This is a genomic window from Methylorubrum podarium (genome assembly GCF_022179745.1).
Taxonomy (GTDB): Bacteria; Pseudomonadota; Alphaproteobacteria; order Rhizobiales; family Beijerinckiaceae; genus Methylobacterium; species Methylobacterium podarium.
The window spans coordinates 1-3391 of record NZ_BPRD01000264.1; the positions used below are offsets into that span (position 1 = coordinate 1).

Here is a 3391-nt window from a genome sequence, read left to right on the forward strand (position 1 = left end):
GCCAGCGCCGAGACGAAGAATACGCCGAACATCGGGAACAGCCAGAGCCAGTACCAGCCGAACAGGCCGAGCGCGGTGTCCTGCGCCATGACGATGCGCGAGAGGTTCAGGCTCCCGGCGCAGAGCAGCACGCAGATGATGACGAAGCCGAGCGAGACCTCGTAGGAGATCATCTGGGCGGCGGAGCGGAGCGCGCCGAGGAAGGCGTATTTCGAGTTCGAGGCCCAGCCGCCCATGATGACGCCGTAGACGCCGAGCGAGGAGATCGCGAAGATGTAGGTGATGCCGACATTGATGTCGGCGATCGCCCAGCCGTCGGCGAGCGGGATCACCGCCCAGGAGGCGAGCGCCAGCATGGCGAAGACCAGCGGCGCCAGCAGGTAGATCGCCTTGTTGGCGCCCGCCGGGATCACCGGCTCCTTCAGCACGAACTTCAACAGGTCGGCGAAGGACTGGAACAGGCCCCAGGGCCCGACCACGTTCGGACCGCGGCGCAGCTGCACCGCCGCCCAGATCTTGCGGTCGGCGAGCAGCGCGTAGGCGATGAAGACGAGCAGTGCCGCCAGCAGCACGAAGCTCTTCAGCGCGATCAGGAGGACGGTGCCGAGCACTTCCCAGAAGGTCATCGCGGGCGTCCCTTATTCCGCCGCTTCGAGGGCGCGGCCCCGGGCGAGGCCGGAGCACTCGGCGAGCACCCGCGAGGCGCGGGCGATCGGGTTGGTGAGATAGAAGTCGGCGACCGGCGAGGAGAAGGCGCCCTTCGCGCCCCCGCCCGGCAGCGCCGCGAGCGTCGACAAGGTGGCCGCCGCGTCGGATGCTTCGACCTGCCCGACCGCCGCGAGATGCGGATGCTCCGCATACATCGCCCGGCGCAGGGCGGCGAGGGAATCGTAGGGCAGGCGCTTGCCGAGCACGTCAGAGAGCGCGCGCAGGATCGCCCAGTCCTCGCGGGCGTCGCCCGGCGGGAAGCCGGCGCGGTTGGCCATCTGCACCCGGCCCTCGAGGTTGACGTAGGTCGCGCTCTTCTCGGTGTAGGCGGCCCCCGGCAGGATCACGTCGGCGCGGCTCGCACCGGCATCGCCGTGGGTGCCTTGGTAGATTACGAAGGCACCCGGCGCGATCACCCGCTCGTCGGCGCCGAGGTTGAACACGACGTCGAGCGCGCCCGGCTCCAGCATCTGCGTGAAGGTCAGGCCCCCCTCCCCCGGCACGAAGCCGAGATCGAGGGCGCCGACGCGGGCGGCCGCCGTGTTGAGCACGCCGAAGCCGTTCCAGCCCTCGCTCACCGCGCCGACATCCTTGGCCAGGGCCGCGGCGGCGGCGAGCGCGCCGAGGCCGCCCTCGCCGACGATGACGAGCGGACGCTCGGCCTTTTTCAGCACGTCGAGGAAGCTGTGCTCGCCCCTGGCGATGGAGCCGAGCGTGTCGGTGCCGGCGCCGAGATAGGTGTAGGGGTAGGTGAGGTCCGGCTGCTCGTCGAGGATCAGGCCGATCGAGACCGGGGCCATGCGCCAGCGCTTGCGGATGCGCACGTTGAGGAGCGAGGCCTCGGTGCGCGGGTTGGCGCCGACGATCAGGATCGCGTCCGCCTGCTCGATGCCGGCAATGGTCGCGCCGAGCGTGTAGGCGGCCCGGCCCCAGGCCGGATCGAGCGTCTCGCCGGTCTGACGCGCGTCGAGATTCGTGACGCCGAGCGAGCCCATCAGCTGCTTGAGCGCGAAGATCTCCTCCGCGCCGGCGAGGTCGCCGACGAGGGCGCCGACGCGCTTCGGATCGGCGCCCTTCACCCGGGCGGCGATGGCCGAGAAGGCCTCACCCCAGGAGGCGGGACGCAGGCGGCCGTTCTCGCGCAGGAACGGGCGGTCGAGGCGCTGGAGGCGCAGGCCGTCGACCACGTGGCGGGTCTTGTCGGAGATCCACTCCTCGTTGATCTCCTCGCTGATGCGCGGCTCGATCTGCATGACCTCGCGGCCGCGGGCATCGAGACGGATCGCCGAGCCCACCGCATCCATCACGTCGACGGATTCGGTCTTGTGCAGCTCCCACGGGCGCACGTTGTAGCTCTGCGGCTTGTGGACCAGCGCGCCGACGGGGCAGAGGTCGGCGACGTTGCCCTGCAGCTCCGAGCCCATCGCCTCTTCGAGGTAGCTCGTGATTTCCATGTCCTCGCCGCGGCCGATGGCGCCGAGATCCGGCACGCCGGCCACTTCCGCGAGGAAGCGGACGCAGCGGGTGCAGTGGATGCAGCGGTTCATCGCCGTGCGCACCAGCGGGCCGATATACTTCTCCTCGACCGCCCGCTTGTTCTCGCTGTAGCGGGTCGAGTCGACGCCGTAGGCCATCGCCTGATCCTGCAGGTCGCAATGGCCGCCCTGGTCGCAGATTGGGCAATCGAGCGGGTGGTTGATGAGGAGGAACTCCATCACCCCCTCGCGCGCCTTCTTCGTCGTGCCGGAGCGCGTCAGCACCTCCGGCGGCTCGCCGTTGGGGCCGGGGCGGCAATCCTTCACCGCGTAGGCGCAGGAGGCCACGGGCTTCGGTGCGCCCTTGAGCTCCACCAGGCACATGCGGCAATTGCCGGCGATCGACAGCCGCTCGTGGAAGCAGAAGCGCGGGATCTCCGCGCCCGCGATCTCGCAGGCCTGAAGCAGGGTGTAGTCGGCCGGAACATCGACCTCGGTGCCGTCGATGAGAATTTTGGTCATCGGGTCATCTCGAAGGTGAGCATCGGGGCGGCACTCACTCCGCCGCCATCGGCACCGCATCCATGTGCGGGTTGGCGCTGTACTGGTCGATCCGCTTCTCGATCTCGGGGCGGAAGTGCCGGATCAGCCCCTGGATCGGCCACGCCGCCGCATCGCCGAGCGCGCAGATGGTGTGGCCCTCGACCTGCTTGGTGACTTCCAAGAGCATGTCGATCTCGCGCTTCTGGGCGCGACCGGCGGCCATGCGGGTCAGCACGCGCCACATCCAGCCGGTGCCCTCGCGGCAGGGCGTGCACTGGCCGCAGCTCTCGTGCTTGTAGAAGTACGAGATGCGGGCGATCGCGCCGACGATGTCGGTCGATTTGTCGAGCACGATCACCGCCGCGGTGCCCAGGCCCGAGCCGAGGTTGCGCAGGGTGTCGAAGTCCATCTTGGCGTCGATGATCTGCTCGGCCGGCACCAGCGGCACCGAGGAGCCGCCGGGGATCGAGCACAGGAGGTTGTCCCAGCCGCCGCGCATGCCGCCGCAATGGCGATCGATCAGCTCGCGGAAGGTGATGCCGAGCTCTTCCTCGACGTTGCAGGGCTTGTTGACGTGGCCCGAGACGCAGAACAGCTTCGTGCCGGTGTTGTTCTTGCCGCCGAGCCCCGCGAACCACGCGCCGGGGCGGCGCGTGGTTCGCGGG

Annotated in this window: 3 protein-coding genes; all 3 read right to left on the reverse strand. The window is 69.5% G+C overall.

From position 1 onward, the window contains the following. Positions 1 to 626, reverse strand: a 626-nt coding sequence (locus MFF42_RS13805; protein WP_238256243.1) for an NADH-quinone oxidoreductase subunit H, incomplete at its 3' end; no start/stop codon positions are given. Positions 627 to 638: 12 nt separating this feature from the next. Then, positions 639 to 2705 carry an NADH-quinone oxidoreductase subunit NuoG gene (nuoG, locus tag MFF42_RS13810; protein WP_238256244.1) on the reverse strand — a complete coding sequence of 689 codons (2067 nt, stop codon included), beginning with the start codon at positions 2703 to 2705 and terminating at the stop codon, positions 639 to 641. 34 nt (positions 2706 to 2739) lie between these two features. Then, on the reverse strand, positions 2740 to 3391 hold a 652-nt coding region (nuoF, locus tag MFF42_RS13815; protein ID WP_238256245.1), incomplete at its 5' end, for an NADH-quinone oxidoreductase subunit NuoF.

Bases quoted from the DNA above. Each gene is read 5' to 3' on its own strand.
- nuoG (WP_238256244.1), bottom strand. From the start codon at position 2,705: ATGACCAAAATTCTCATCGACGGCACCGAGGTCGATGTTCCGGCCGAC.